This window comes from Acrocarpospora catenulata (genome assembly GCF_018476525.1).
Lineage (GTDB): Bacteria > Actinomycetota > Actinomycetes > Streptosporangiales > Streptosporangiaceae > Acrocarpospora > Acrocarpospora catenulata.
Genome location: NZ_JAHCST010000054.1, coordinates 19339 through 41052, shown reverse-complemented (window position 1 = coordinate 41052; position 21714 = coordinate 19339). Strand labels below are relative to the sequence as shown.

Genomic DNA, 21714 nt, shown 5'->3' with positions numbered 1-21714 from the left:
CACGCCGCAGGTGGAAGTGATAACGGACAATTTGAACGTACGCCCGTGGCTTCCCCGGTCAACCCGTCACACTCATCACCTGGTTCCGGGCTGCCCCTTTCATCGCCTCCTGATGGCTTTGGCCAGGATCCCGATGAACCCCGCGAAACCCAGTCCGGCCAGCAGGATGGGGACCATGATGAGCGGGTCGGGGAGCGGGCCCGTCAGGTAGCGGATGCCGAAGCCGATGAAGAGCAGCCCGCAGAGCAGAGCCATCCAGTCGGTCCGGTGTCGCCGTTTCGCCGGCTCCCGTGGTTTCCTGACCGTCGGGCTCGCCCACGGGTTGTGCGCCCTGTCCGGGTCCTCGTCGAAGTCCTCGCCCAGGTCCTCGGCGAGGTCCTTGTCGAGGTCGCGCTCAGGCCGCACGCCGCACCTCCACGTCGCCGATGCCCGCCTTGACGTACAGCTCGATGACTGCGGCGTCGCCCTTGGGGGGGACCTCCGGGTCGAGCACCCGGTTGAAGGTCACGTCGGTGCCGTCCTCCACCTGGTGGTCGATCTTGATGTCGCCGAGCCGGGTGTAGCCGAAGACCTCCACCCGGGCGTCCGGCGGTAGCAGCACGATCAGCTGTCCCAGCGAGATCGAGGCGTCGAACCTGGTCCTGCTCCCCTCGGGCAGTTTCAGGTCGCTCAGGTCGAGCCGGCCCTCGCCGATGCCGACCGTGTAGGTCTTGGCCGCCTGCGCGACGTCGACCGGATGCCAGGTGTAACTGCCGACCTTCTTCGGCAGTCCGCTGACGCTCGCCCCCGCGACCAGCACCAGCGAGACGATCGTGCCGGCCGCGATCAGCGCCGCGCCACGGCCGAACCAGGTGGCCACCAGCAGCCCCGCGCCGATGGTGACCAGGACGGCCCCGCCGATGATCGGCAGGCTGATCGTGCCGGTCCCGGACTGCTGGACCGCCACCATGATGCCTCCAACGATGAGCGCCAGGCAGATCGTGAGTCCCCCGACGAACGACTTCGGCCGCTTCTGCTTGACTTCGCGCGGCCGCTTCTTTTCCGGCTCCTGCATCGGTTTACGTGCGTACGGCCCCCGAGGGGCGAAAGGTTCCGCCGATCCGTACGCCTGGGAGGGTTGCGTGAAGGCCGCCCCTCTGGCCTCCCTGGCCAGGTCCGCCAGGCTGCGGTAGCCCTCCGGCTGGGGGGCGGCGCCGTACGGGCCCGGGGTGGGCGGCATGGCCGGTTCCGGCCGGAACGGCGGCGGTGGTGGCGGGAACGGGCTCGGACGGGTGAAAGCGCTCTCCGGGGCGCGGCTCATGCCCCGGCGGCCGGTCATCCGGTCCGGGAGGGAGCGGGCCAGGGAGACCAGGTCGACGCCCCGGGCGTGCGCGGCCAGCAGCGCGACGGCCAGCAGCGTGCCGACCACGATGGTGCCCCGGCCGATGCCGCCGGAGGCCATGTTGATGATCAGGCCGAACGCGAACACCGCGGTGAGCAGGGCCAGCACGGTCTCCGCGTCGAAGATCCGCCGGGTCCACTGCTCCAGGTAGCCGGGGCGGCCGTCGGTCTCGCGCATCAGCAAGAACGCCGCTATGTACAGAAAAATCCCGATACCGGAGCCGAGCACCAGGATCGCGAAACCCACCCGGAACAGCACCGGGTCCATCCCGCTGAACCTGCCGAGTCCCGCGCACACCCCCGTGAGCATGCGGCCCTCGGCGCTGCGCTGCAGGAAGCGTTCACGCGGGTCCGGGGGCGCCTCCGGCGCGGCAGGTGTCTCGGTCATGGTCCCATCGTGGTCGTTGCCGGGGGTGGTCTGCCATCGGGGGAACCCCTGAACTCCGTCTCAGGGACTTGCCCTGATGCATACGCTGAGGCGACATGTGACGATGCAGAGGCGATGTCTGAGAATCCTGACGCCACACCGGCGTTCCCCAAACTGACCAGGCCGCTGGACGGCCGGGTGGTCGCCGGGGTCGCGCAGGGGGCGGCCGCCCAGCTGCGGCTCGACCCGGTCGTGCTGCGACTCGCCTTCGTGCTGCTCACGGCGCTGAACGGCCTCGGCATCGTGGCGTACGCGGCGTTGTGGATGTTCACCTCCAGCGAGACCGCCGACCGTGATCGCGGCAGGGACTGGGGGCAGGTGGCCGCCTACGGCCTGGTCGGCCTGGTGCTGGCGGTGGTCGCCCTGCTCACCGGGGCGGCGGCCGGCGGGGTGGCCACCTGGCCGATCGCGGTCGGCGGCATCGGCTCCCTGATCATGTGGCAGCAGGCCGACCCCGGCCGCCGCCAGCGCTGGATGACCACCACGGTCGGCCAGGTGCGGCAGAAGTGGGTGCGGGCCGGCCTCGGCCTGCTGCTGGTGGTGGTCGGCGCGATCGGCTTCCTGGCCGCCCAGGACCAGCTGGCCCAGGCCGGCACCGGCCTGATGTTCACCGCCGTGGTGGTCGGCGGCATCGCCCTGATCGCCGCGCCCTGGCTGGCCAGCCTCTGGAAGGAACTGCAGAAGGAGCGGACCGAGCGCATCCGCCAGGAGGAGCGGGCCGAGGTGGCCGCGCACGTGCACGACTCGGTGCTGCACACCCTCACCCTGATCCAGCGCAACGCGAACGACTCGCGCGAGGTGCTCCGGCTGGCCAGGTCCCAGGAACGCGAGCTGCGCAACTGGCTCTACCAGCCCCGGCAGGACGCGGACGCCACCCTGGCGGCGGCCGTGCGCCGGGTGGCGGCCGAGGAGGAGGACGCGCACGGCGTGCCCATCGAGATCGTCTGCGTCGGCGACTGCGAGCTGGACGAGCAGTTGGTGGCCTTGCTCCACGCGGCCCGGCAGGCGATGGTGAACGCGGCGAAATATTCTGAATCTCCGGTCATCTCGGTCTACCTGGAGATCGAGCCGGACGAGGTCACCCTCTTCGTCCGGGACCGGGGCAAGGGCTTCACCCTCGACGACGTGCCGGAGGATCGCATGGGCATCCGCCAGTCGATCATCGGCCGGATGGAGCGGAACGGCGGCGGCGCCCGGGTCAAGACCGCCCCCGGCGAGGGCACCGAGATCATGTTGACGATGAAGAGGACCACCTGAGCGATGAAGACCGTACGTGTGCTGATCGTCGACGACCACCGGCTGTTCCGGTCGGGGGTGCGGGCCGAGCTGGGGCCCGCCATCGAGGTCGTCGGCGAGGCAGAGGACGTGGAGACCGCCGTACGGACCATCGCCGAGCTCCAGCCGGACGTGGTGCTGCTGGACGTGCACATGCCCGGGGGCGGCGGCCAGGAGGTGCTCCGCCGGGTGCTCGGCGCCGGCTCCCAGGTCCGCTTCCTGGCCCTGTCGGTCTCCGACGCGGCCGAGGACGTGATCGGCGTCATCCGGGGCGGGGCGCGCGGCTACGTCACCAAGACCATCAACGGCGCCGAGCTGACCGACGCGGTGCTCCGGGTGTCCGAGGGGGACGCGGTGTTCTCGCCCCGGCTGGCCGGCTTCGTGCTCGACGCGTTCGCCTCCACCGAGGCCCCGCCGATCGACCCCGAGCTGGACTCGCTGACCACCCGGGAGCGTGAGGTGCTCCGGCTGATCGCGCGCGGCTACGCGTACAAGGAGATCGCCAAGGAGCTGTTCATCTCGGTGAAGACCGTGGAGACGCACGTGTCCTCGGTGCTGCGCAAGCTCCAGCTGTCCAACCGGCACGAACTCTCCCGATGGGCCACCGCCCGGCGTCTGGTCTGAACCGTCCCGGCGTGCGACGCTCGAAACATGGGACGTGACGTACCCGCCGTGACCTTCAGCCGTGAGGACCGTCGGCGGTACCGTGACAAGATCCGGCGGTCCCTGGACGTGCTCGCCGAGATGTTGCGCGAGTCCCGCTTCGAGCCGGAACGGAGCCTGGCGGGACTGGAGATCGAGCTCAACCTGGTGGACGAGCGGGGCGAGCCCGCGATGCGGAACGCCGAGGTGCTGTCGGCTATCGCGGAACCGAACTGGGGCGCCGAACTGGGGCAGTTCAACGTTGAGATAAACGTCGAGCCGCAGGACCTGTCCGGGGACGGTCCTGGCGAGCTGGAGGAGACCGTACGGCGGCGGCTCAACCGCGCCGAGGAGCGGGCCGCCACCGTGGGCGGGCACCTGGTGCTGGTGGGCATCCTGCCCACCCTGCGGGAGTCCGACGTGAGCGAGGCCACCCTGTCGGCCAATCCTCGCTACCAGCTGCTCAACGAGCAGGTTTTCGCGGCCCGCGGTGAGGACATGCACATCCTCATCGAGGGCGTGGAGCGCCTGGACACCTACGCCGACAGCATCACCCCCGAGGCCGCCTGCACCAGCGCGCAGCTGCACCTGCAGGTCAGCCCCAACGCGTTCGCCGCGCACTGGAACGCGGCCCAGGCCATCGCGGGCGCCCAGGTCGCGGTGGCGGCCAACTCGCCCTACCTGTTCGGCAGGCAGCTCTGGCAGGAGACCAGGATCAGCCTCTTTGAGCAGGCCACCGACACCCGTCCGGAGGAGCTGAAGGCCCAGGGCGTACGGCCTCGCGTCTGGTTCGGGGAACGGTGGATCACCTCGGTCTTCGACCTGTTCGAGGAGAACGTTCGGTACTTCCCCGCGCTGCTGCCGCTGTGCGAGGAGGAGGACCCGCGGGAGGTGCTGGACTGCGGCGGCGTTCCCACCATGGCGGAGCTCTCCCTGCACAACGGGACCGTCTACCGCTGGAACCGGCCCGTCTACGAGGTCGTCCGGGGGCTGCCGCATCTGCGGGTGGAGAACCGGGTGCTGCCGGCCGGGCCCACCGTGCTCGACATCGCCGCCAACGCGGCCTTCTACTACGGGCTGATGCGGGTGCTGCCGTTGGCCGAGCGGCCGGTCTGGACGCAGATGTCGTTCGCGGTGGCCGAGGAGAACCTGCGCGCCGCCGCCCGGCACGGCATCGAGGCGCGGCTCTACTGGCCAGGTCTCGGCGAGGTCCCGGCCACCGAGCTCATCCTGCGGCGGCTGCTGCCGCTGGCGCACGAGGGGCTGGACGGGTGGGGGGTGGCCCCCGCGCACCGGGACCGGCTGCTCGGCGTCATCGAGCAGCGCTGCCTGACCGGCGTGACCGGGGCCGCCTGGCAGGTGGACACCGTACGGGCGCTGGGCGGCGGCCACGAGGCGCTCCGCCAGATGACCCTCCGCTACATCGACCACATGCACACCAACGAACCCGTGCACACCTGGCCGACGCCCGCGCTGTGACCGCACCGTCATGAGGATGTCGTCATTTAGCGGGATTGCCGGTGCGGAATCGGGTCACTATGTGGGGGTGGGTCATCGAAGAGTCGCCGTCGCGCTGGTCGCGGCGTTCACCCTCCTGTCGGCCGTCACCGGGTGCGGGATCGTCGAGCTGTCCCCGCCAGGATCGTCCTCGTCCGAGCCGGAGTCCGGCGTTGATCCGACGACCGAGGCCAGCCCCGGCGGCCAGTCCTGGGGTTGCCGGGACCGGGGGGACACCTTCGCCAGCGACGTACGGCTGGCGCGTTGCCTGACCGAGCAGTTCTGGGCCCGCCAGTTCCAGGCCGGTGGCTCCACCTACCGGCCGGTCGAGGCGTTCATCGCGTACAACGGCAACGACGGGCCCGCCTGCGGTGGGCAGCCCGCCGTGCCCAACAACGCCTTCTACTGCCAGGACGGGCACTTCATCGCGTTCGACGCGAGCTGGTTGCAGGGGCTCTACCAGCAGCTCGGGGACGGCGCCGTGTATGTCGTGATCCCGCATGAGTTCGGGCATGCCGTCCAGGCCCAGTTGATGCAGGACTTCAGCTACAGCGTGGAGCGCGAGCTCCAGGCCGACTGCTACGCCGGCGGCGCGCTGAGCGCTCTGCTCCGGGCCGGGCAGATCCAGGACGAGGAGGGCGACGACACCGAACTGCTGGCCAACCTCGAAGCCGCGGGGGACCCCACCGACGCCTGGTGGCAGCCAGGAGCCCACGGCACCCCGGAACGCCGCCAGAACGCTTACATCACCGGCTACCAGCAGGGGGTTACCGCCTGCTGAAGTTCCGGTATTCAGGGCGAGGGAGGGAGTTCCGGTGGGAGTCGGGCGTGCGGTTGCCGGGTGTTGCGTGGCGCTCGGGGTGGCCAATGTGATGAACAACCTGGTCGCCAAGAGATGGGCACCGGTTACTTCGGCCGTGGCCGCCGGGCTGGTGGTGGGGATCGCCAGGAAGCAAAGGGTCGGCTGGGGGGAGATGGGCTTCGCTCAGGCGGAACGCGGGGCCTTGGTGGGTGGGGTGCTGGCCGGTGGGGTCGCGGCGGCTTACGCGGCGGGGGTGGCGATGCCGCAGACCCGGGGGCTGTTCCGGGATGAGCGGGCGCTTGCCTTGTCCCGGAGGCGGTTGATCGAGGAGGCGCTGATCCAGGTGCCGGTCGGGACGGTCCTGCTGGAGGAGGTGGCGTTCCGGGGGGTGCTGCCGGCGCTGTTGGGGCGTCTGGTGGGGACGAGGGCGGGGGCAGGGCTGTCGGCCGCGCTGTTCGGCGTCTGGCACGTGCTTCCGGCCTTGGACATGGCTCGGGCCAACCCGTCCCTGACCCGGTTGACCACGGCCGGGGAGGCGGAGGCGCGGGGTCAGACCGGGCGATTGGTGGCGGGGACCGTGGTGTCCACGGCGGCGGCGGGATTGTTCTTCCACGAGCTGCGGCGGCGAGGCGGTCTGCTCGCGCCCGCGCTGGTGCACACCGCCACGAACTCGTTCGGATACGCCGCCGCGCGCATTGCCCGCAGGGTCGACAGGCGTCCGAAGCGTTAGCCGGGCGCGTTCATCCGGTCGGCACCACCTGGAAGGCCTCCGCGAAGGAACCCTCGGGAAGACCCGCGTTCGCCGCATGGGTCGCCAGCATGGTTCTGATCATCTTGTCCAGCTCGGTCATGTGGGCGGTCTGCGACTCGTGCGCCCGCAGTGCGGCGATCTTGCGGTCCACGGTGGCGGTGACGTCCACCCAGTCGGTGGGCGTCATGGAGCCGATCAACCACACCTCGCGGACCGTCCACGGCTCAAGGCCCTCGGATTCGAGTAGTTCGGGGAAGGCGTACGGATTGCGGGCGTCGGGATAGACGGCGTCCAGGGCCGCCGACCCCACGGCCCGGTGGTCCGGATGGCTGGGCCCGATCCGGACGTAGTTCCGTTCCGGGGTGGAGGTGATCACCACGTCCGGCCGAACCTGGCGGATCACCCGGGCGATGTCGCGGCGCAGGCCCAGGGTGGGTTCCAGGAGCCCGTCCGGATAGCCGAGCGTGCGGATGTCGGTGACGCCGACGTGCTTGGCCGCCGCGGTCTGCTCGGCGCGCCGGATCTCCGCCATGTCGCGCCCGTTCACCGTACGGTCGTGGCCTCCCGCGTCCCCTAAGGTGGCCAGGCAGTACACCACCTCCACACCACGGTCGGTGAGCGTGGCCACCGTCCCCGCCCCGCCGAAGTCGATGTCGTCGGGGTGCGCGGTGACCACCAGCACCGTCCGGATGTCCGCTGGATCCAGCACGTTCGCCTCCTTGAACTCGTCCAGCCGCAACATGCCCCGCCCGCCCGATATTTCCCAAAACATCGGGCAGCCGGCGGGGGTTCATCCGCTGGGCCGAAGGCGAGCGGCATCCGGGGGCCGGTTAGCGACGCGAAGTGTCGGTCGGCGGCCATACCCTAGGGGCGTGTCGAGCCTCGTTACCCATCCCTTGCTAGACGGCCTCAATCCCCAGCAGCGGGAGGCGGTGGTCCATCAGGGCGGGCCGCTGCTGATCGTCGCGGGCGCGGGTTCCGGCAAGACACGGGTGCTCACCCACCGCATCGCCTACCTGCTGGCCGAGCGGCACGTGCACCCAGGGGAGATCCTGGCGATCACCTTCACCAACAAGGCCGCCCGGGAGATGAAGGACCGGGTGGACCGGCTGGTCGGGCCGCGGTCCAAGGCGATGTGGGTGATGACCTTCCACAGCGCCTGCGTGCGCATCCTGCGGCGGGAGGGCAAGCGGCTCGGGTTCACCTCCAGTTTCTCCATCTACGACCAGGCCGACTCGCAGCGGCTGATGGCGCTGGTCTGCCGGGAGCTCGACCTGGATCCCAAGCGGTATCCGCCGCGGGCGTTCTCGGCGCAGGTGAGCAACCTCAAGAACGAGCTGATCGACTACGACACGGCCGCCGACAAGGCGCAGACCCATCTGGAACGGCAGCTCGCCGAGGCGTACAAGCTCTACCAGCGGCGGCTCACCGAGGCCGGCGCGATGGACTTCGACGACCTGATCATGCTCACGGTGACCTTGTTCCAGCTCTTCCCCGACGTGGCCGAGCACTACCGGCGACGCTTCCGGCATGTCATGGTCGATGAGTACCAGGACACCAACCACGCGCAGTACACGCTGGTCAAGGAGCTGGTGGGCACGCCAGGCGGGAAGAGCGCGGACGGGGAGGACGGGCCGCTCGAGCCCGCCGAGCTGGTCGTGGTGGGCGACGCCGACCAGTCCATCTACGCCTTCCGGGGCGCGACCATCCGCAACATCCTGGAGTTCGAGCGCGACTATCCGTCGGCCAGGACCATCCTGCTGGAGCAGAACTACCGCTCCACCCAGACCATTCTCAACGCGGCCAACGCGGTCATCGCCAGGAACGCCTCCCGCAAGCCGAAGAACCTCTGGTCCGACCAGGGGGCCGGCTCCAAGATCGTTGCGTACGTGGCGGACAACGAGCACGACGAGGCCATGTTCGTCGCGCAGGAGGTGGACCGGCTCTCCGACGAGGAGGGGATCACGCCCGGTCAGGTGGCCGTCTTCTACCGGACCAACTCGGCGTCCCGGGTGTTCGAGGAGATCTTCATCCGGACCGGGCTGCCGTATCGGGTGGTCGGGGGCGTGCGGTTCTACGAGCGCAAGGAGGTCAAGGACCTGCTCGCGTACCTGCGGGTGCTCGCCAATCCCGCCGACACCGTGTCCCTGCGGCGTATCCTGAACGTCCCCAAGCGCGGCATCGGCGAGCGGGCCGAGTCGATGATCGAGGCGTTCGCCTCCCGGGAGCAGATCAACTACTGGGAGGGCCTCCGCCGCGCCGAGGAGGCTCCCGGCCTGGCCACCCGCTCCCTCAACGCCATCAAGGACTTCGTCGCCCTCCTCGACGAGTTGCGGACCAAGGAACTTCCCCTGTCCGACCTGGCAGAAGAGGTCCTCAACGGCACCGGCTACCGCACCGAACTCGAAACCTCCGGCGACCCCCAGGACGAGAGCCGCCTGGAGAACCTCAACGAGCTCATCTCCGTCGCGGCCGAATTCGAGGAGGCCAACCCGGAGGGCACGCTGGTCGACTTCCTGGAGCAGGTCTCCCTGGTCGCCGACGCCGACCAGATCCCCGAAGGCGAGGACCACGGCGGCATGGTCACCCTGATGACCCTGCACACCGCCAAGGGCCTCGAATTCCCGGTCGTCTTCCTGACCGCGATGGAGGACGGCGTCTTCCCGCACATGCGCTCGCTCAGCGACCCCAAGGAACTCGAGGAGGAGCGCCGCCTGGCCTACGTCGGCATCACCCGGGCCGAACAGCGCCTCTACCTCTCCCGCGCCGCGGTCCGCACCTCCTGGGGAGCCCCCGCCTTCAACCCCGCCTCCCGTTTCCTCGCCGAGGTCCCCCAAGACCTGATCGACTGGCGAAACGACCCCAAGAAGAACGCCTGGCGCGCCGCGACCACCCGCGAATCCCGCGCCCCCAAGGCCTCCTCTCGCCCCATCCCCAACCTGAGCCCCGGCGACCGCGTCACCCACGACTCCTTCGGCCTCGGCACTGTCATCTCCGTCGAGGGCACCGCCGAACGCACCAGCGCCAAAATCGACTTCGGCACCTCAGGCCAGAAAACCTTGATCTTGGCCTACGCCAAGCTGGAAAAGCTGTAACCCTCCATCGGGCACACACCCGTTCTCAGCTGGTCGGAAGTGGTCGGGCGAGGGTTACAGTGCGGGCATGGACAGCAGGATTCGGGTGGTGCTGGGGAAGCCGGGGCTTGATGGGCACGACCGTGGGGTGAAGGTCGTGGCTCGGGCGTTGCGGGATGCCGGGATGGAGGTGATCTACACCGGGTTGCACCAGACGCCGGAGCAGATCGTCCAGACGGCGGTCCAGGAGGACGCGGCGGCCATCGGCTTGTCGATCCTGTCGGGAGCGCACATGACGCTGTTCGCACGGCTCATGGAGGTACTGCGCGAACAGGAAGCCGAGGACATCGTGGTCTTCGGAGGCGGCATCATCCCGGATGCCGACATTCCAGAACTGAAGCGCATGGGTGTCGCGCGAATCTTCACACCGGGGTCCACGACGGAGGAGATCGTGGAGTGGGTTCGGAGCGCGGTCCCGGCGGTCGGGCTGGAGCCCCGGTAACGTCCTCGCCGTAGTCCGCGGCGACGGTAGTCTGTGCCAGCGGGCCGACCCGGGCGGTTTGGGCAGTTTGTGAAACTTTTCCGTAATCTGCTGGCGTTGGCAAGGGTTTAGCGGACCCGATGACATCGGTGTATCAGGGCTGGGGCTAGGCTTCATCCGCGGAAAACCAGGCGGGAGGACACGCCTGGCGCCGACAGGCGACACCCACTCCAGGCGATATCAAAGGCGACATCAAAAGGGACGGACCCTCGTGGACCTGTTCGAACATCAGGCGAAGGAGCTCTTCGCGGAGTACGGCATTCCGGTGCCGCGCGGCATCGTCGCGCACACCGCGGAGGAGGCACACGCGGCGGCGCAGCAGCTGACCGGCCGCGTGGTCGTCAAGGCCCAGGTCAAGACCGGGGGCCGCGGCAAGGCCGGCGGCGTCAAGGTGGCCGCCGACGCCGCCGACGCCGAAGTGAAGGCGGGCCAGATCCTCGGCATGGACATCAAGGGCCACACGGTCCACAAGGTCCTGATCGAGGAGGCGAGCAACATCGCGGAGGAGTACTACTTCTCCTTCCTGCTCGACCGGGCCAACCGTACCTTCCTCGCGATCTGCTCCGCCGCGGGCGGCATGGACATCGAGGAAGTCGCGCACACCGCCCCGGAGAAGGTGGCGAAGGTGCCGGTCAGTCCGCTCACCGGGGTTGACCGGGCGCGGGCTCGCGAGATCGCCCAGGCGGGCGGCCTGCCGGAGCGGGCGCTGGACGGCGCGGCCGAGCTGATCGAGAAGCTGTGGGCCGTCTTCGTCGACGAGGACGCCTCGCTGGTCGAGGTCAACCCGCTCATCCTGTCCGCCGACGGCCAGGTCAAGGCGCTGGACGGCAAGGTCACCCTGGACGCCAACGCCGACTTCCGCCAGAAGGAGCACGAGTCCTACGTCGACAAGGCGTCCGAGGACCCGCTGGAGGCCAAGGCCAAGGCGAAGAACCTCAACTACGTCAAGCTGGACGGCTCGGTCGGCATCATCGGCAACGGCGCGGGCCTGGTCATGTCCACGCTGGACGTCGTCGCGTACGCGGGGGAGGCGTTCCCCGGCCAGCCCAAGCCGGCCAACTTCCTGGACATCGGCGGCGGCGCCTCGGCCGAGGTGATGGCCAACGGCCTGGAGATCATTCTGTCCGACCCGGCGGTCGAGTCGGTGTTCGTCAACGTCTTCGGCGGGATCACCGCCTGCGACGCGGTGGCCAACGGCATCGTGTCGGCGTTCAAGCTGCTCGGTGACCGGGGCGAGGCCGTGACGCGGCCCCTGGTCGTCCGGCTGGACGGCAACAACGCGGCGCTCGGCCGCGAGATTCTGCGGGACGCCGCGCTTCCCGGCGTCGAACTGGTCGACACTATGGATGACGCGGCCAAGCGGGCCGCCGAGCTCGCGGCAGTGGGTGCGTAATGGCTATCTGGCTCACCGAAGACAGCAAGATCATCGTTCAGGGCATCACCGGGTCGGAGGGGACCAAGCACACCCTTCGCATGCTCGCCTCCGGGGCGAAGGTCGTGGGCGGGGTCAACCCGCGTAAGGCCGGGACCGTGCACGAGGGGCTGCCGGTGTTCGCCACCGTCGCCGAGGCGATGGCCGCCACCGGCGCCGACGTCAGCGTCATCTTCGTGCCGCCGGCCTTCACCAAGGACGCGGTGAAGGAGGCCGTCGACGCCGAGATCCCGCTCGCCGTGGTCATCACCGAGGGCGTGCCGATCCACGACACCACCGAGTTCTGGGCGTACGCGACGGCCAAGGGCAACAAGACCCGGATCATCGGCCCGAACTGCCCCGGCATCGCCTCTCCCGGCGCCTCCAACGCCGGGATCATCCCCGCCGACATCACGACCCCCGGCCGCATCGGCCTGGTCTCCAAGTCGGGCACCCTGACCTACCAGCTGATGTACGAACTCCGCGACTTCGGCTTCTCCACGGCGGTCGGCATCGGCGGTGACCCGGTGATCGGCACCACCCACATCGACGCCCTCCAGGCCTTCCAGGAGGACCCGGGCACCGACGCCATCGTCATGATCGGCGAAATCGGCGGCGACGCCGAGGAACGCGCCGCGGCCTACATCGACGCCTACGTCACCAAGCCGGTCGTCGCCTACGTCGCCGGCTTCACCGCCCCCGAAGGCAAGACCATGGGCCACGCCGGCGCCATCGTCTCCGGCTCCGCCGGCACCGCTCAGGCCAAGAAGGAAGCCCTCGAAAAGGTAGGCGTCCGGGTCGGCAAGACCCCCAGCGAAACCGCCCAACTCATGCGCGAGATCATGCAGTCCCGCTGAAACCACCCACAACACCGCCCCGGGGACGCCGTCCGTTCCCGGGGCGGTGTTGCCATGCACGCCGTACAGCGCGACGCTTTCAGGCGTACTCGATCTTGGGCAAAGGGGGCGGGGCTTCGGCGCGGCGTGACCACCTTGGCGGTGGGACTTGAGAACATCGGCTACTGTGACGGCGCTTCTTGACCAGATTCGGACAGTCCCCCGGGCCGTCTTCGGTGACGAGGATCGGCGGCCGTTGCCGGTGTCCGGGATGCTGGCCGCGGTGTTGACGCTGGGTATCGGGCTGGCCGTATTGACCACGCTGACCCTGCTGGGGTGGATCGCGGCGCCGCGCTCCGCGTTCGGGCAGGGGCTGCCGGGGGTGTTTCGGACGGCCTGTCAGCTGTGGCTGGCGGCGCACCACGCGGGGTTCGCCATTCCCGGTGGGCGGGTGGGGTTGCTGCCGCTGGGGTTGATGATCCTGCCGGGGACGCTGCTCTACCGGGCCGGGCTGTGGATGGCGCGGGACGCCGACCTGCGGTTGCGGATGCCGGCGCGGTTGCCGAAGGGGACGCCGAAGGATCTCGCCATCCGGCGGCGGCGGGCGCAGTTCGTGCTGATCGCCCGGGCGGGGGTTTCGCTGGCGGCGCCGTACGCGCTGCTCGCGGGAATGATCGCGTTGGTGGCGCGGAACGAGGTCACCCAGCCGTTCCTCGGGGAGACGCTGCTGAGCCACTTCCTGCTGGCGTTCGTGGCGGGGTCGGTGGCGGTGGCCCGGACCATCGGCCCCTGGCGGTCGATGCTGCGCCTGCTGCCGGAGCGCCCGCGCTCGGTGGTGGTGGGCACGGCGGTCGCCATGTCGATGATGCTGGCCGCCGGTCTCGTCCTGGTGCTCGGCTCGATCGTGGTCAACTTCGACGCGATCCAGGAACTGTCGGAGGTGCTCAGCCCGGGGTTCGTGGGCGGTCTGCTGCTGCTTCTCGTCCAGGGGCTGTACCTGTTCAACGCGGTCATCTGGGCCATGGCGTACATCGCGGGGCCGGGATTCGCGCTGGGGACGGGGACCCTGGTGGCGCCCACCGGCGTCAAACTGAGCACGCTCCCGACGCTGCCGATGCTCGGGGCGCTGCCGGATTCGGGGGCGGTGCCGCCCTGGGTCATGGCGGTGATCGCCCTGCCGTTCGCCGCCGGCACGGTGGCCGGAGTGGTGGTCGCGCGGATCGCGCCCACGCCCTCGCTGGAGGCGGCCCCGCTCTGGGGCTTCGTCTGCGGCCTCACCACCGGTGGCGCCGCGGGCCTGCTCGCCGCCCTTTCCGGCGGCCCGCTGGGCGGTGCGCGCCTCTCAGCCGTCGGTCCTTCCCCCTGGGAGGTCGCGCTCTCGGTCAGCCTGGAGGTGGGCGTGGCCGCGGGCATCTCCGCCGGTCTGACCAACTGGTGGCTGATGTCCCGCTCCCCGGCGGAACCCATCGTCGCCGCGGTCGGCAAGGTCGCCAAGAAGGTCAAGCCGGTCAAGCCCCTGCCTGGCCACTGGATGGACGCCACCGAAGCCGACACCATGCCCATCCCCGTCATCCGAGACGACTGGCCCGACGAACACCCCGAACCCACCCCCTTCACCCGCAAACGCTCCGAACCCGTCCGCCCCAACCGGGACGACATCATCGACGAAACCGACGACCGGGGCGGCCACGTCATCTACGTCGACCCCTACGCCTGGGACCGCGACTGATCCACCTGAAGGATCAGCCGGGCAATGGGATGTCCGCGGGCCAGGGGATGCCGAGTTTGTTCTCCAGGCCCTGCCTGAGCTGGTCCGTGCACTCCTGCTGGGCGGTGACCGTCCCCGCGCCCTTCCGGCATTCCGTGTACGCGGTGAGTTCGGAGGAGAAGTACAGCTGCACGATGGTGGTGGCCGCGCCGAGCAGGAACGCGACACCGGAGATGACGGTGGCGCTGATGGCCATCCCGGTGCGCTGGCGGGTCCGGCGGAGGGTGCGGGCGTCGCGGACGGCGATGGCCAGGCCGAAGACGGACAGGGCCAGCCCGGCGGCGGGCAGCATGAAGGTGAAGATCAGCGCCATCAGCGCGAGGGTCAGAGCTCGGCGTCCGCCCAGTTCGGGGGCGGATGCCTGTAGTGGTGTGGTCACGATCCCTCGCCTCGTTCTGCCAGATTCCCGTCGCCCGCGACGCCCGGAATCGTGTTATCCGGCGCGCCCGATACCCTTGCCTCGCACCCGTCCGCTCGGCGCCGAAGGAGCTTGTCCTGTCTTTCCGGCTTCTGGTTCTCGTCTCGGGTTCGGGAACCAACCTACAAGCCCTGCTGGACGCCGTGGCAGATGATGCCTTCGGCGCGACCGTCGTCGCCGTCGGCGCCGACCGGGACGGCATCGAAGGGCTGGCCCGCGCGGAGCGGGCGAACGTGCCCACCTTCGTGGAACCGGTGGCGGATCATCCGGACCGGGCGGCCTGGGACGCCGCGCTGGCCGCGAGAATCGCCGGGTACGGCCCGGATCTGGTGGTGTCGGCGGGTTTCATGAAGATCCTCGGCCCGCGCGTGCTGGGGGCCTTCCCGGTGGTCAACACCCATCCCGCGCTGCTGCCCTCGTTCCCCGGCACGCACGCGGTGCGTGACGCGCTGGCATACGGGGTACGGCTCACTGGTTGCACCGTTCATCTGGTCGACGCCGGGGTGGACACCGGTCCGGTGATCGCCCAGGAGGCGGTGCCGATCCAGGACGGGGACGACGAAACGACCCTGCACGAGCGAATCAAGGTCGTCGAGCGCCGCCTCCTGGTCGAGGTGGTCGGCCGGATGGCCCGCGAAGGCTGGCAGGTCCACGGCCGCCACGTGCGCTTCGGACGCTGAGAACGGCAGCCGGCAAGGCACGATGGAGCAAGTCCGGTTCCTGACAACCCGGGCGGAAACAAAACAGGAGGAGTACCCAGTGACTCGGATCGCCATCCGCCGCGCGCTGATCGCGGTATACGACAAGTCTGGTCTGGAGGACCTGGCGAGAGGTCTGGAGGCGGCGGGTGTGGAGATCGTCTCCACCGGCGGCACCGCCGCCACCATCGCGGGGTACGGCATACCGGTCACCAAGGTGGAGTCCCTCACCGGCTTCCCCGAATGCCTGGACGGCCGGGTCAAGACGCTCCACCCGAGGGTGCACGCGGGCCTGCTCGCCGACGGCGCCAACCCGTCGCACGTCAAGCAGCTGGAGGAACTGGAGATCGAGCCGTTCCAGCTGGCCGTGGTCAATCTGTACCCGTTCCGCCAGACGGTCGAGTCCGGCGCCTCGGACGCCGAGTGCGTGGAGCAGATCGACATCGGCGGCCCGGCGATGATCCGCGCCGCCGCCAAGAACCACAGCACGGTGGCGGTGATCACCGACCCGTCCGCGTACCCGGACGTGCTGGCCGCGCTGGCCGAGGGCGGCTTCACGCTGACCGACCGCCGCCGCCTGGCCGCCCGCGCGTACGCGCACACCGCCACCTACGACACGGCAGTGGCCTCCTGGTTCGCCAACGTGTACGCCGCGGAGGACGCCTGGCCGACCTTCATGGGCGCCACCTGGCGCCGCCAGACCACGCTCCGCTACGGCGAGAACCCGCACCAGGCCGCGGCCCTGTACGCCGCCGACACCGGCGGCCTGGCCACCGCCGACCAGCTGCACGGCAAGGAGATGTCCTACAACAACTACGTGGACGCCGACGCCGCCTGGCGCGCCGCCTGGGACTTCACCGACCCGGCCGTCGCGATCATCAAGCACGCCAACCCGTGCGGCATCGCGGTCGGCGCGGACGTGGTCGAAGCCCACCGCAAGGCCCACGAGTGCGACCCCGTCTCCGCGTACGGCGGGGTGATCGCCGTGAACCGCCCGGTCACCCGCGCGCTGGCCGAGCAGATCGCCCCCATCTTCACCGAGGTCGTGGTGGCGCCCTCCTTCGACCCGGACGCCCTGGAGGTGCTGGAGTCCAAGAAGAACCTGCGCCTGCTGGCCTGCCCGAACGGCCCCGCCAACCCCGCCGAGTTCCGCCGGATCGACGGCGGCCTGCTGATCCAGCACACCGACCGCTTCCAGGCCCCCGGCGACCAGCCGGACAAGTGGGAGCTCAAGGCCGGCCCCGAGCCCACCGCACAGGTTCTGGCCGACCTGGCCTTCGCCTGGCGGGCCTGCCGCTCGGTGAAGTCCAACGCGATCCTGCTGGCCAAGGACGGCGCCTCGGTAGGGGTCGGCATGGGCCAGGTCAACCGGGTCGACTCGGCCCGGCTGGCGGTCTCCAGGGCGGGGGAGCGCGCCGCCGGTTCGGTGGCCGCCTCGGACGCGTTCTTCCCGTTCGCCGACGGGCTCCAGGTGCTGATCGACGGCGGCGTCACGGCCGTGGTCCAGCCGGGTGGGTCGATCCGGGACGACGAGGTCATCGCCGCCGCCCAGGCGGCCGGGATAACGCTCTACTTCACCGGCGTCCGGCACTTCTTCCACTGATGCCGCTGATGTCAGAGATGCCAGCCACCTCCGAGGGGGAACGATGACCGCACAGACGCTGGACGGCAAGGCGACCGCGGCGAAGATCAAGCTTGAGCTGGCCACCCGGGTCGCCAAGCTGCGTGAGCAGGGAGTGACGCCCGGGTTGGGCACCGTGCTGGTCGGCGACGACCCGGCCAGCCGGATCTACGTCGCCAGCAAGCACCGGGACTGCGCCGAGGTGGGGCTCACCTCGATCCAGCGGGAGCTTCCGGCCGAGGCCACCCAGGCCGAGGTGGAGGCCGTGCTGGCGGAGCTGAACGCCGACCCGGACTGCGACGGCTACCTGGTCCAGCTGCCGCTGCCCCGGCACCTGGACACGATGGCGCTGCTGGAGAAGGTGGCCCCGGCCAAGGACGCCGACGGCCTGCACCCGGTCAACCTGGGCCGCCTGGTGCACATGGTGGAGGCCCCGCTGCCCTGCACCCCGCACGGCATCGTGCGCCTGCTCCGCGAGTACGGCGTGCAGCTGAACGGGGCGGAGGTGGTGGTGGTCGGCCGGGGCATCACGGTGGGCCGCCCGCTCGGCCTGCTGCTCACCCGGCGGAGCGAGAACGCGACCGTCACCCTCTGCCACACCGGCACCCGGGACCTGGCCGCCCACGTGCGCGGCGCGGACATCGTGGTCGCGGCGGCCGGGGTGCCCGGCCTGATCACCGCGGACATGGTGAAACCCGGCGCGGCCGTGCTCGACGTGGGCGTCTCCCGGGTGGACGGGAAGATCGCCGGTGACGTCGCGCTCGACGTCGCCGAGGTGGCCGGGTTCGTGGCGCCCAACCCCGGCGGGGTGGGCCCGATGACCCGGGCGATGCTGCTCAGCAACGTGGTCGAGGCGGCGGAACGGGCCGCCTCGACGCGCTCCTGAGTAGCAAGCGCTCCTAAGCCGGCCTCAGCTCGCCCGGCGGCCCGCCGATGTGCCCGTGGCGGACTGCGGTGGCGCGCCCGGAGTTCCGGCGGCTCCGGAGGGTGCGGAACCGGCCTCGGTCGCCCGTTGCGGCGGGACCACCGGGGTCGGCCGGACCAGGCCCAGCGCGACGACCTCGTTGGCGAGGCGGGTGCGCCGGTTGGTGCCCTCCGGGATGCGGAACTTCTGGTAGAGCCGCAGCAGGTGCTGCTTGACCGCCGCCTCGGTCACCACCAGGTCGTCGGCGATCTCCCGGGCGGTGGCCGGGGCGACGAACGCCTCGTCGGACAGCGCCGGACGGCAGAGCGAGGTGAGCACGTCGACCTCGCGCCGGGTCAGCTCGGGGGCGGCTGCCCGCCGGAGCTCGACCTCGGGCGCGATGTCCTCGCGGGGCACCCCGCCGACCCTGGTCCGGGCGGCGCCGAACGAGACGACGTCGCCGTCGTCGAGCACCCTCCGGGCGATCGGCCGCCCGTTCACCCGCGTGCCGTTCCTGGACAGGCCCAGGTCCACGACGTACAGGTACGGCCCGCGGCGGACGAATTCGGCGTGTAAACGTGACACGCTCGGATCCGTCAGCCGGATGTCGGCCCCTCGGCCCCGGCCGATGGTGGTGATCTCGGGGCGTAAGGGCACCAGCTCGCCGGTGTCCTCGATCCGTATGAACGGCCCCTCCACGGCAGTTCCTCCCCAGGTAGCCCGCCGTTACTTTCACTACACCTCCGGCTTACCCAAACGTGGGGATGGGGAATCGCCTTTGCCATAAGCGGAATCGTTCGGGCGATTGGTCTGGACCTCTGCCAAGCCCTTTACCTGCTCACGGGTAGACTTCGGGCGTAGATAAGCGGAGGAATCACTTATGGCGGACAAGCCAACCAAAGGCCTCGCCGATGTGGTGGCAGCGTCGACCGCGCTGAGCGACATCGACGGGAAGGCCGGCCGGCTGTTCTACCGTGGCTACGACATCCACGACCTGGCCGGACGTACCACCTTCGAAGAAACCGCCCACCTACTCCAGCACGGCAACCTTCCCACCCGCGACCAACTCGCCTCATACGGCGCCGAACTGGTCCGCGGCCGCAGCCTCGGCAATCTGGTGCAGGCCAACATCACGGAGATCGCCGAGAAGCAGGAGCCGATGGAGGCCCTGCGCACGCTGGTCTCGCTGGCCAGCGCCGACGACCCGGACAAGGACTCCAACGCGGCCGACGCCAACCTGCGCAAGGCGGCCAGGCTGACCGCGCAGCAGCCGATCCTGGTGGCCCAGTACCACGCGGCGCGCACCGGCACCAAGATCACTGACCCGGACCCCGGGCTGAGCGTCGCGGCCAACTTCCTGCTCCAGATCACCGGGCGGGAGCCGTCCGCGCGCGAGGTCGAGATCTTCGACGAGTGCCTGGTGCTGCACGCCGACCACACCATGAACGCCTCGACGTTCGCGGCCCGGGTCTGCGCGGCCACCCTGTCCGACATGCACTCGGCCGTGGTGGCCGCCATCGGCACGCTCAAGGGCCCCCTGCACGGCGGCGCCAACGAGCAGGTCATGCGCACCCTGGAGAGCCTGGACCCGGCCGGGGTGGCGCAGGCGGTGCGGGACAGCCTCGCCGCGCACGTGAAGATCATGGGCTTCGGCCACCGGGTGTACAAGACCGAGGACCCGCGGGCCACCCACCTGCGGAAGATGTCCAGGGAGCTGGGCGAGGCGTCCGGGGACGACACCTACTTCCGCATGTCGCTGGAGATGGAGGAGGTCGTCTTCGCCGAGAAGGGCCTGTTCCCCAACGTGGACTTCTACGCCGCGACCGTCTACCACTACCTGGGCATCCCCACCGACCTGTTCACCCCGGTCTTCTCGGTGAGCCGGATGGCCGGCTGGACCGCCCACGTGATCGAACAGCACGCCGACAACCGGCTGATCCGCCCGGACAGCGAGTACATCGGCGAGCGCGACCAGAAGTGGAAGCAGATCGACGAACGCTAACCGGACCTCGTGGTGGCCGTACCTGTTCGTGGCAGCGGGTGCGGCTACCGGTCTTGCCCTCATCGCGCTGGACTATCCCGCCACGACGGGGGGTCTGGTGATCGGCGTGTCCATGTTACTGGGCGCGGGCCTGCGGCTCCTGGTGCCCGGCCGGCGCACCGGCGCGCTGGCCATCCGCGCCAGGAGGACTGATGTCCTCACCTTCGCCCTGTTCGGATTCCTGCTGGTGACAGGATCGCTGGCGTTCCTGGTCGACTTTCATCCGACCTAGTCGCCGCCCCCGCCCGCCCGTTCGATAGCCTCAACCGCCAGTGACCTCAAAAAGGGATTGTCTGGCCAGTGTTATTCCAGAAGGGGAACCGCACGCATGCCCAAGATCAAGGTAGCGGGTCCGGTCGTCGAGCTTGACGGCGACGAGATGACCCGGATCATCTGGCAGTTCATCAAGGACCAGCTGATCCTGCCCTACCTCGACGTCGACCTGAAGTACTACGACCTCGGCATCGAGCACCGCGACGCCACCGATGACCAGGTCACCATCGACGCCGCGAACGCCATCAAGGAGCACGGTGTCGGCGTCAAGTGCGCCACCATCACCCCCGACGAGGCCCGGGTGGAGGAGTTCGGCCTCAAGAAGATGTGGCGTTCCCCCAACGGAACGATCCGCAACATCCTCGGCGGTGTGATCTTCCGCGAGCCGATCATCATGTCCAACGTGCCCCGCCTGGTGCCCGGCTGGACCAAGCCCATCGTGGTCGGCCGTCACGCCTTCGGCGACCAGTACCGTGCCACCGACATCAAGGTCCCCGGCGCCGGCGCGCTGACCCTCACCTTCACCCCCAGTGACGGCAGCCAGCCCATCGAGCTCGACGTCTTCGACTTCCCCGGCGGCGGCGTGGCGCTGGCCATGTACAACCTGGACGAGTCCATCCGCGACTTCGCCCGCGCCTCGTTCCGGTACGGCCTGGCCCGCGAGTTCCCCGTCTACCTGTCCACGAAGAACACCATCCTCAAGGCGTACGACGGCCGGTTCAAGGACCTCTTCGCGGAGATCTACGAGACCGAGTTCAAGGCCGACTTCGAGGCCAAGGGGCTCATCTACGAGCACCGGCTGATCGACGACATGGTGGCCGCCGCGCTGAAGTGGGAAGGCGGGTACGTCTGGGCCTGCAAGAACTACGACGGTGACGTGCAGTCCGACGTGGTGGCCCAGGGCTTCGGCTCGCTCGGCCTGATGACCTCGGTGCTGATGACCCCCGACGGCCGGACCGTGGAGGCCGAGGCCGCGCACGGCACGGTCACCCGGCACTACCGCCAGCACCAGCAGGGCAAGCCCACCTCCACCAACCCGATCGCCTCCATCTTCGCCTGGACCCGTGGCCTCCAGCACCGCGGCAAGCTGGACAACCAGCCGGAGGTCATCGGCTTCGCGGAGAAGCTGGAGCAGGTCTGCGTGGAGACCGTGGAGGGCGGCCAGATGACCAAGGACCTGGCCCTCCTGGTGGGCGGCGACGCCGAGTGGCTGACCACGCAGGACTTCCTGGCGGCGCTGGACGAGAACCTCAAGAAGAAGATGGCCTGACCTCGCGGCAGGACATCATGGCATCCCCCGGACGGGCCGTCGCGCGACGGCCCGTTCATGGTCTCGATCACGACCCTGATCACGA

Annotated in this window: 21 protein-coding genes; 16 read left to right on the top strand and 5 right to left on the bottom strand. The window is 69.8% G+C overall.

Features of this window, described 5'->3' with window-relative positions:
- Positions 1–99 precede the first annotated feature (99 nt).
- Both KIP79_RS35940 and KIP79_RS35935 read right to left on the bottom strand, forming a co-directional pair.
- A complete protein-coding gene (locus tag KIP79_RS35940; RefSeq protein WP_214109467.1) occupies positions 100–405 on the bottom strand; it encodes a tetraspanin family protein in 306 nt (101 codons plus the stop codon).
- Positions 395–1768 (bottom strand): PspC domain-containing protein, encoded by a 1374-nt coding sequence (locus KIP79_RS35935; protein ID WP_214109443.1) that lies wholly within the window; start codon positions 1766–1768, stop codon positions 395–397. Before KIP79_RS35935 ends, KIP79_RS35940 begins: the two co-directional genes overlap by 11 nt.
- 114 nt (positions 1769–1882) lie before the next feature.
- Between KIP79_RS35935 and KIP79_RS35930 the strand changes: the two genes are divergently transcribed.
- The 5 genes from KIP79_RS35930 (at position 1883) to KIP79_RS35910 (ending at position 6753) form a co-directional block, all read left to right on the top strand.
- Positions 1883–3064 carry a PspC domain-containing protein gene (locus tag KIP79_RS35930; RefSeq protein ID WP_214109442.1) on the top strand — a complete coding sequence of 394 codons (1182 nt, stop codon included), beginning with the start codon at positions 1883–1885 and terminating at the stop codon, positions 3062–3064.
- A 3-nt stretch (positions 3065–3067) separates the two neighbouring features.
- On the top strand, positions 3068–3706 hold the full coding sequence (locus tag KIP79_RS35925; protein ID WP_214109441.1) for a response regulator: 639 nt from the start codon (positions 3068–3070) through the stop codon (positions 3704–3706).
- Positions 3707–3733: 27 nt separating this feature from the next.
- Positions 3734–5203 (top strand): glutamate-cysteine ligase family protein, encoded by a 1470-nt coding sequence (locus KIP79_RS35920; RefSeq protein WP_214109440.1) that lies wholly within the window; start codon positions 3734–3736, stop codon positions 5201–5203.
- 67 nt (positions 5204–5270) lie between these two features.
- On the top strand, positions 5271–6002 hold the full coding sequence (locus KIP79_RS35915) for a neutral zinc metallopeptidase (RefSeq protein ID WP_308170063.1): 732 nt from the start codon (positions 5271–5273) through the stop codon (positions 6000–6002).
- Positions 6003–6036: 34 nt separating this feature from the next.
- Positions 6037–6753 carry a CPBP family intramembrane glutamic endopeptidase gene (locus KIP79_RS35910; protein WP_214109438.1) on the top strand — a complete coding sequence of 239 codons (717 nt, stop codon included), beginning with the start codon at positions 6037–6039 and terminating at the stop codon, positions 6751–6753.
- Between the two features lie 10 nt (positions 6754–6763).
- Here KIP79_RS35910 and KIP79_RS35905 read toward each other — a convergent pair whose 3' ends face one another.
- Entirely contained in the window at positions 6764–7516 is a 753-nt protein-coding gene (locus KIP79_RS35905) for a PIG-L deacetylase family protein (protein ID WP_214109437.1), read from the bottom strand.
- Between the two features lie 130 nt (positions 7517–7646).
- Between KIP79_RS35905 and pcrA the strand changes: the two genes are divergently transcribed.
- The 5 genes from pcrA (at position 7647) to KIP79_RS35880 (ending at position 14365) form a co-directional block, all read left to right on the top strand.
- Positions 7647–9869 (top strand): DNA helicase PcrA, encoded by a 2223-nt coding sequence (pcrA, locus tag KIP79_RS35900; protein ID WP_308170062.1) that lies wholly within the window; start codon positions 7647–7649, stop codon positions 9867–9869.
- 67 nt (positions 9870–9936) lie between these two features.
- Positions 9937–10350: a coenzyme B12-dependent isobutyryl CoA mutase small subunit gene (icmB, locus tag KIP79_RS35895; protein WP_214109436.1), complete on the top strand. Its 414-nt coding sequence runs from the start codon at positions 9937–9939 to the stop codon at positions 10348–10350.
- A gap of 250 nt (positions 10351–10600) precedes the next feature.
- Positions 10601–11782, top strand: a complete 1182-nt coding sequence (sucC, locus tag KIP79_RS35890; RefSeq protein ID WP_214109435.1) for an ADP-forming succinate--CoA ligase subunit beta — start codon at positions 10601–10603, stop codon at positions 11780–11782.
- Positions 11782–12657 (top strand): succinate--CoA ligase subunit alpha, encoded by an 876-nt coding sequence (sucD, locus tag KIP79_RS35885; RefSeq protein WP_214109434.1) that lies wholly within the window; start codon positions 11782–11784, stop codon positions 12655–12657. The genes sucC and sucD overlap by 1 nt, the downstream gene beginning before the upstream one ends.
- 166 nt (positions 12658–12823) lie before the next feature.
- Positions 12824–14365 carry a cell division protein PerM gene (locus tag KIP79_RS35880; protein ID WP_214109433.1) on the top strand — a complete coding sequence of 514 codons (1542 nt, stop codon included), beginning with the start codon at positions 12824–12826 and terminating at the stop codon, positions 14363–14365.
- Between the two features lie 13 nt (positions 14366–14378).
- Here KIP79_RS35880 and KIP79_RS35875 read toward each other — a convergent pair whose 3' ends face one another.
- Positions 14379–14783, bottom strand: a complete 405-nt coding sequence (locus KIP79_RS35875; protein ID WP_214109432.1) for a hypothetical protein — start codon at positions 14781–14783, stop codon at positions 14379–14381.
- A gap of 116 nt (positions 14784–14899) precedes the next feature.
- Between KIP79_RS35875 and purN the strand changes: the two genes are divergently transcribed.
- The 3 genes from purN to KIP79_RS35860 all read left to right on the top strand — a co-directional run bounded on the left by purN (position 14900) and on the right by KIP79_RS35860 (position 18027).
- A complete protein-coding gene (gene purN / locus KIP79_RS35870) occupies positions 14900–15502 on the top strand; it encodes a phosphoribosylglycinamide formyltransferase (RefSeq protein WP_214109464.1) in 603 nt (200 codons plus the stop codon).
- 79 nt (positions 15503–15581) lie between these two features.
- Positions 15582–17123 carry a bifunctional phosphoribosylaminoimidazolecarboxamide formyltransferase/IMP cyclohydrolase gene (purH, locus tag KIP79_RS35865; RefSeq protein ID WP_214109431.1) on the top strand — a complete coding sequence of 514 codons (1542 nt, stop codon included), beginning with the start codon at positions 15582–15584 and terminating at the stop codon, positions 17121–17123.
- A gap of 43 nt (positions 17124–17166) precedes the next feature.
- Complete coding sequence (locus tag KIP79_RS35860; protein ID WP_214109430.1) at positions 17167–18027, top strand: bifunctional methylenetetrahydrofolate dehydrogenase/methenyltetrahydrofolate cyclohydrolase; 861 nt, start codon at positions 17167–17169, stop codon at positions 18025–18027.
- Between the two features lie 24 nt (positions 18028–18051).
- Here the strand turns inward: KIP79_RS35860 and KIP79_RS35855 are convergent, their stop codons facing one another.
- Complete coding sequence (locus KIP79_RS35855) at positions 18052–18744, bottom strand: FHA domain-containing protein (protein WP_214109429.1); 693 nt, start codon at positions 18742–18744, stop codon at positions 18052–18054.
- A 181-nt stretch (positions 18745–18925) separates the two neighbouring features.
- Between KIP79_RS35855 and KIP79_RS35850 the strand changes: the two genes are divergently transcribed.
- The 3 genes from KIP79_RS35850 (at position 18926) to KIP79_RS35840 (ending at position 21629) form a co-directional block, all read left to right on the top strand.
- Complete coding sequence (locus tag KIP79_RS35850) at positions 18926–20047, top strand: citrate/2-methylcitrate synthase (RefSeq protein ID WP_214109428.1); 1122 nt, start codon at positions 18926–18928, stop codon at positions 20045–20047.
- A gap of 28 nt (positions 20048–20075) precedes the next feature.
- A complete protein-coding gene (locus KIP79_RS35845) occupies positions 20076–20318 on the top strand; it encodes a DUF3017 domain-containing protein (protein WP_214109427.1) in 243 nt (80 codons plus the stop codon).
- A 96-nt stretch (positions 20319–20414) separates the two neighbouring features.
- Entirely contained in the window at positions 20415–21629 is a 1215-nt protein-coding gene (locus KIP79_RS35840; protein WP_214109426.1) for an NADP-dependent isocitrate dehydrogenase, read from the top strand.
- Positions 21630–21714: the final 85 nt, after the last annotated feature.

Coding starts and splice junctions, on each gene's coding strand:
- KIP79_RS35935 (WP_214109443.1), bottom strand. CDS start 1,768: ATGACCGAGACACCTGCCGCGCCGGAGGCGCCCCCGGACCCGCGTGAA.
- sucD (WP_214109434.1), top strand. CDS start 11,782: ATGGCTATCTGGCTCACCGAAGACAGCAAGATCATCGTTCAGGGCATC.
- KIP79_RS35920 (WP_214109440.1), top strand. CDS start 3,734: ATGGGACGTGACGTACCCGCCGTGACCTTCAGCCGTGAGGACCGTCGG.
- KIP79_RS35850 (WP_214109428.1), top strand. CDS start 18,926: ATGGCGGACAAGCCAACCAAAGGCCTCGCCGATGTGGTGGCAGCGTCG.
- KIP79_RS35930 (WP_214109442.1), top strand. CDS start 1,883: ATGTCTGAGAATCCTGACGCCACACCGGCGTTCCCCAAACTGACCAGG.
- KIP79_RS35860 (WP_214109430.1), top strand. CDS start 17,167: ATGACCGCACAGACGCTGGACGGCAAGGCGACCGCGGCGAAGATCAAG.
- KIP79_RS35840 (WP_214109426.1), top strand. CDS start 20,415: ATGCCCAAGATCAAGGTAGCGGGTCCGGTCGTCGAGCTTGACGGCGAC.
- KIP79_RS35925 (WP_214109441.1), top strand. CDS start 3,068: ATGAAGACCGTACGTGTGCTGATCGTCGACGACCACCGGCTGTTCCGG.
- icmB (WP_214109436.1), top strand. CDS start 9,937: ATGGACAGCAGGATTCGGGTGGTGCTGGGGAAGCCGGGGCTTGATGGG.
- KIP79_RS35905 (WP_214109437.1), bottom strand. CDS start 7,516: ATGTTGCGGCTGGACGAGTTCAAGGAGGCGAACGTGCTGGATCCAGCG.